The 5931-nt window shown below is 56.8% G+C and carries 4 protein-coding genes; all 4 read left to right on the top strand.

Features of this window, described 5'->3' with window-relative positions; genetic code table 11:
• Window positions 1-1344: 1344 nt before the first annotated feature.
• The 4 genes from cdaA to DW089_RS11050 all read left to right on the top strand — a co-directional run bounded on the left by cdaA (window position 1345) and on the right by DW089_RS11050 (window position 5781).
• On the top strand, window positions 1345-2223 hold the full coding sequence (cdaA, locus tag DW089_RS11035) for a diadenylate cyclase CdaA (RefSeq protein WP_105325832.1): 879 nt from the start codon (window positions 1345-1347) through the stop codon (window positions 2221-2223).
• Window positions 2204-3190, top strand: coding sequence for a YbbR-like domain-containing protein (locus DW089_RS11040; protein ID WP_231087013.1), 987 nt, complete (start codon window positions 2204-2206; stop codon window positions 3188-3190). The genes cdaA and DW089_RS11040 overlap by 20 nt, the downstream gene beginning before the upstream one ends.
• Window positions 3153-4772: an NAD(P)/FAD-dependent oxidoreductase gene (locus DW089_RS11045; RefSeq protein WP_118287292.1), complete on the top strand. Its 1620-nt coding sequence runs from the start codon at window positions 3153-3155 to the stop codon at window positions 4770-4772. Before DW089_RS11040 ends, DW089_RS11045 begins: the two co-directional genes overlap by 38 nt.
• 76 nt (window positions 4773-4848) lie before the next feature.
• Window positions 4849-5781, top strand: coding sequence for a manganese-dependent inorganic pyrophosphatase (locus DW089_RS11050; RefSeq protein ID WP_105325830.1), 933 nt, complete (start codon window positions 4849-4851; stop codon window positions 5779-5781).
• Window positions 5782-5931: the final 150 nt, after the last annotated feature.

A 5931-nucleotide genomic window follows, 5' to 3' on the forward strand; every position in this document is an offset into this window, starting at 1 on the left:
TATGCCAGTCTACTTTATTCATAGCATACCAGTTTGCAGAAGGCTTACTAGGCATCACTGGTCGTGTGCTGAATAGGGGATAGTGTGGAAATGTAGGTAGTTGCCCCATCCTGCAATGCCGGTGGCATTGCTTCCTTCCCCGCCTTGGAATGTTGTTGGGCGGAGAAGGCAGGCGGCCGGGGGCCGATAAAACATGGAAAAATCGCTGGACGGCTTGAGTATTGGTGCGGTCCGCGAACCTGAAGTGATGTGGTTCGGGGTATCCACTCAGCGGTTCGCCGTATTCCAATCAGCTACGTCCTGACGGACTTGCTTCTTGGACGGCTATCGCATGGGCCTTATTAACCAAACATCCTTTGGAAAATTGTGGGGATGTTTGGATGCGGCCGCAAGCGGTTCGCCGTATTCCGTTCGCCTTCACCCTGCGGGTTCGGTTCACGGACGGCTATCGCAGGGGTCGTATATTCCATTTCTCTACGGCCGGAGGCCTTGAGAAATGGATACGACTCCCTCAGTCATCCTGCGGTGACAGCTCTCCCAGCGGTTCGCGGCTCGCTGCGCAGCTGCGTCCTACGGACTTGCTTTGCAGGCCGCTATCGCATGGGCCTTATTGGCCAAACATCCGCTGGAGACTTTGCGGATGTTTGGATGCGGCCGCATAGTGGTTCGCTGCTAGCCAGGCGGCGTCGCCCTGCGGGCTTGCCTTCTGGGCAGCTATCACAGGGGTCGTATATTCCATTTCTCTACGGCCAAGGCCTTGAGAAATGGATACGACTCCCAGAGGCGAGAGCTATGGGCGCCCGCTGGGCAGGAGGGGGTAAAAAGCTTTATGGATTAAACTTCTATCGTCGCCTTACGGCGACACTTCCTTCACTCTTGCAGGAAGCGTTCAGGCCACCACTGATCGTGTGCTAATTGGGGGCTAGTACTGAAATGTAGGTAGTTGCCCCATCCTGCAATGTCTGCGGCATTGCTTCCTTCCCCGCCTTGGAATGTTGTTGGGCGGAGAAGGCAGGCGGCCGGAGGACGCTAATACTTGGTTGGCCCTCCGGGGTTTCTCTATCGGCACCTGTGGTGCCACTTTCCCCTTTGGGGAAAGCTTGTCCCCATCTGGGGCTAGTGCGGGGCGTTAGGTAGCTCAACTACAGAAAAATTGCCTGAGGCAATTTTTTGCTGTAGAAAACTCTGTAGCGGTTTTTGGTCGTGGAGTCCATGGGGGTAGTGTGGGGCGTTATGCGTTTCCTGCCATATTTTTCTCTTCAACTATTTGCGTCGGGCTCTGGAAATAGTCTATAATAGGTTGATGCTACTTTTGTGGCGATATTCTATGAGGGAGGAACTTTTATGGGTGGGCATGTGCTTGGTTTGATTCACACGATTACTGCGCTGGATGTGTTGGATATCCTGGTAGTGGCGTTTTTCTTAAATAAATTGTATTTGATGTTGAAGAATACGCGGGCGGCGTCTTTGGTCAAGGGGCTGTTGATGCTGCTGGTGATTATGTTGATCAGTAAGTGGCTGAATTTGTATGTGATCAACTGGATTTTGGAAAAGTTTATGACGGTGGTGATGATTGCGCTGCCGGTGGTTTTTCAGCCGGAGCTGCGGCGGGCGCTGGAGCAGATTGGGCGGGGGAAGTTATTCCGCCGGAGTACGGTGCTCAATGAGGAAGAAATCGAGAATATGCTGGAGGCGGTGGCGACTACGGCAGATGATTTGAGCCGGAACAAGATTGGGGCGCTGATTGTTTTCGAGCGGGAGACGGGTCTGGACGACTATATTGAGACGGGGATTCAGATTGATGGTTTAATCAGTACGGCTCTTTTTGAAAATATTTTTATTCCCAATACGCCGCTGCATGATGGGGCGGTGATTATCCGGGGAAACCGGATTGCGGCGGCGAGTTGCCTACTGCCTCTGACGGAGGCGCGGAATTTGAGTCAGGAGCTGGGTACGCGGCACCGGGCGGCGATTGGTCTGTCTGAGCAGACGGATGCGCTGGTGCTGGTGGTGAGTGAGGAAACGGGTGCGGTTTCTCTGGCTCGTGGGGGTGCTCTCCAACGGTATTTGACGCACCGGGATGTGCGGGATCTTTTGCGGCCGGTGATGAAGCAGCCGATGCTCAATTGGAAGGATTCGATTCGGCTGAAGTTTGAGGCGCTGCGCAAGCACAAGGACGAGGGGCAGAAAGGGGATGACTTCCATGATAACCCAAAAGCATAATGATGAGGGGGCCAACAAGCGGAATTCCTGGTTTGTGCGGGTGATGGCGCTGGTGGTGGCCTGCATTTTGTGGGTGTATGTCATGAATGAGCAGAACCCGATTACCACGAAGACGTTCCGGGTGCCGCTGGCGGCCAACAATTTGGCGGAAGATATGGTGGTAAAGGATATGCCGGAGACGGTGAATGTGAAGGTGAGTGGTACGCGTTCGCAGATTGCGGTGCTCCGGGAGGGGGATATTAAGGCGTATATCGACTTTACGGACGCTCCCAAGGGGATGAATACGTACAATGTGATGGCTACGGTGCGGATGGGGGAAGTGGCGGAGGTCACGCCGAGTCTGCTGCAGCTGGAAACGGATTCTCTGGCGGAGAAGTCTGTGGAGGTGGAGCCGCGGATTGTGGGGGTTCCCAACAGTGGGGTGACGGTGAGTCATATGGACCTGAATCCGGCTAAGGTGACCATCCGGGGGGCCAGTGCCCGGATTGCGGAGGTGGCCAAGGTGCTGGTGATGGTGGATATCAGCAACAAGGACCAGAATTTCACGTCGGATGCTACGGTGGTGGCTGTGGACAAGACGGGCCGGGAGATGTATGATGTGAAGGTTGTGCCGTCCAAGGTGAAGACTACGGTGACCATTGTGCGGCAGTTGGGTACCAATGATTTCCCCATTAAGGCCAATATGTCGGGGCAGCTCCCGGCTGGGGTGACCATTGCCAATGTGAAGTTAACGCCTGCCACGGTGAAGCTGACGGCGGAACCGGCGGTTTTGGGCAATATTAAGGAGATTCAAACGGCTCCGATTGTGTTGACGAATATTACCAGCGATGTGGAGCTGAAGATGCCGCTGCAGATTCCTGACCAGGTTCTGGCGGACACCCACAGTGTGCTGGTGGAAATTACGCTTACGAAAGCTCCGGAGGGACAAAGTGCAGCAGCAAAAAACAGTAGTTCTACGAATCAATAATATCCGGGTGGGGCTGGACAGCAGGCAGGGCCTGCCCCAGCTGCTTTCCCGGAAGCTCCGTTTGCCGGAGGGCAGCATCGGGAAGGTACGGGTGCTGCGGAAGGCGGTAGATGCCCGGCACAAAAGCAGTATTGTGCTGGTGTACCATCTGCTGGCGGAGCTGCGTATCAGTGAAGGGCAGAAGGCGGAGCTATTAAAGGATCCGCAGATTAGTGAATGGGAAGAGAAGCCGGAACCGGTGCCGGTATTTGGCACGGAAGGGCTTGCCAGCCGGCTTATTGTGGTGGGGCTGGGGCCTGCGGGGCTTGTGGCGGCGCTGGAGCTGGCCAAGTACGGGTACGCGCCTATGGTGGTAGAGCGGGGCCGGGATTTGGCCCACCGGATTCGGGACGTGGAGACGTTCTGGAAGACGGGGAAGCTGGACCCGGTGAGCAATGTGCAGTTTGGGGCCGGGGGTGCCGGGACGTTTTCTGACGGGAAGCTGACCACCCGGGTGAATGACCCGATTATGGGGCATTTGCTCCAGTTGTTTGTGGATGCGGGGGCGCCGGAGGAGATTCTCACGGAACAGAAGCCTCACGTGGGCACGGACAAGCTGCGGATTATGGTGACGGGGCTGATTCACCAGATTAAGGCTTACGGGGGCACGGTGCGCTACGAAACCCAGGTGACCAATGTGCGCCGGGATGCGGCCGGCGGTCTTACGGAAGTGGAGCTGAACGGCCAGGAATGGGTGAAGTGCCAGGGGCTGGTTCTGGCCTGCGGCCATTCGGCTCGGGATACGTACCAGATGCTGCTTGCCCGGGGCGTCCATTTGGAGGCCAAGGCGTTTGCGGTAGGTGTGCGGATTGAGCACCAGCAGGAGCTGATTAACCGGGCCCAGTATGGGAAGTTTGCCAAGCACCCCAAGCTGGGGGCGGCGGACTATGCGCTAGTGTACCACGACAAGGCTACGGGCCGGGCGGTGTATTCGTTCTGTATGTGCCCGGGGGGCCAGGTGGTGGCGTCTGCTTCGGAACCGGGGGGCGTGGTGGTCAACGGGATGAGCCCGTTCCTGCGGGATACGGGGCTGGCCAACAGTGCGCTGGTGGTGAATGTGGACCCCAAGGATTTCCCGCCGGGGCCGCTGGGGGGTATGGAATTCCAACGGAAGTACGAGCGGCTGGCCTATGGGGTCAGCAAGGATTACCGGGCTCCGGCCCAGTCTTCCCGGAGCTATCTGGAAGGGACGGCGCCGGACCTGAAGGTGCCGTTTAAGCCCAGCTACCGGCCGGAACTGGTGGCGGCGGACCTGAAGAAGGTGCTGCCCCAGGCGGTGGCGGAAACGCTCCAGCATGGGCTGGGGGTGTTTGACAGGAAGCTGCCGGGGTTTGGGACCCAGGGGCTGCTGATTGGGGTGGAAACCCGGACGTCAGCGCCGGTGCGGATTGTCCGTGGTGAAAGCGGGGAGTCTGTGAACTGTCCGGGGCTGTACCCGGCCGGGGAAGGGGCTGGCTATGCGGGGGGCATTATGAGTGCCGCCATGGACGGGTATCATCAGAGTCATCGGCTTATGGCCCGTTTTGCCAAACCTGTGCTATAATAAGAACGCTATGGAAAGTATTCCAACAGGCACCCCCTGGGTGCGATACTAAGTGAACCATGAGGAGATGCGATTTATGGAAAACGTAACGATTATTACAGGACACAAGAATCCGGACACGGACTCTATTTGCTCTGCCCTGTCTTATGCCTATGTGAAGACCCAATTGGGTGAGAAGGTGGAAGCTTGCCGGGCTGGGAATGTGAACCCGGAAACCCAGTATGTGCTGGATTACTGGAAGGTGGACGCTCCCCGGCTGAACACGGAACTGGCGGAAGGCCAGGACGTGATTCTGGTGGACCACAATGAGCTGAGCCAGGCTGTGGACGGCTTCAGCAAGGCCAATCCTCTGGAAATTATCGACCATCACCGGATGGGCGGCATTGTGACGGCCAATCCTCTGATGGTACGGATCCAGCCGGTGGGCTGCACGGGCACCATTATTTACAATATTAGTGTGGAAAAGAACGTAACGCTGACCCCGACCATTGCGGGGCTGCTGTTCTCTGCCATTAGTTCTGATACGCTGTACTTCAAGTCCCCGACTACCACGGAAAAGGACAAGGAAGCGGCTATGGCGCTGGCGAAGATTGCCGGGCTGGAAGATCCGCAAAAGTACGCTATGGATATGCTGCAGGCTGGCTCTGCCATCAACTCTCTGAGCCCCAGCGCTATCTGCCACGGGGATATGAAGGAATTTGATTTCCCTCAGGGCAAGGTAACGGTGGCTCAGATCAACGTGATGGACGGGGAAAAGGCCAAGGCAAAATGGCCGGCGCTGCAGGGTGCTTTGCAGGATATGGTGGACCAGTGTGAAGCGGACACTACGCTGCTGATGGTGACGGATATTATCAATGAGGTGACGGAACTGTTGTGGGCTGGAAAGAACGCTGAGGTGCTGGACAAGGCGTTTGGCCAGCGGGAGGCTGACGGGCATTATCATCTGCCTGGGGTGCTGTCCCGGAAGAAGCAGATTGTGCCGCCGTTGACGAAGGCGTTTCAGGAATAGTATTGCATTAAGATGAAATCAGGCCGTGCAGGGTGCACGGCCTGATTTGTTTTGTGGTGGTGCGGTCCGCGGACCTGAAGTGATGTGGTATCGGGGCATCCACTCTCAGTCATCCACTAGCGTGGCTGCCAGCTCTCCCCTCGTATGATA

The organism is Acidaminococcus sp. AM05-11 (assembly GCF_003472805.1).
GTDB lineage: Bacteria > Bacillota > Negativicutes > Acidaminococcales > Acidaminococcaceae > Acidaminococcus > Acidaminococcus hominis.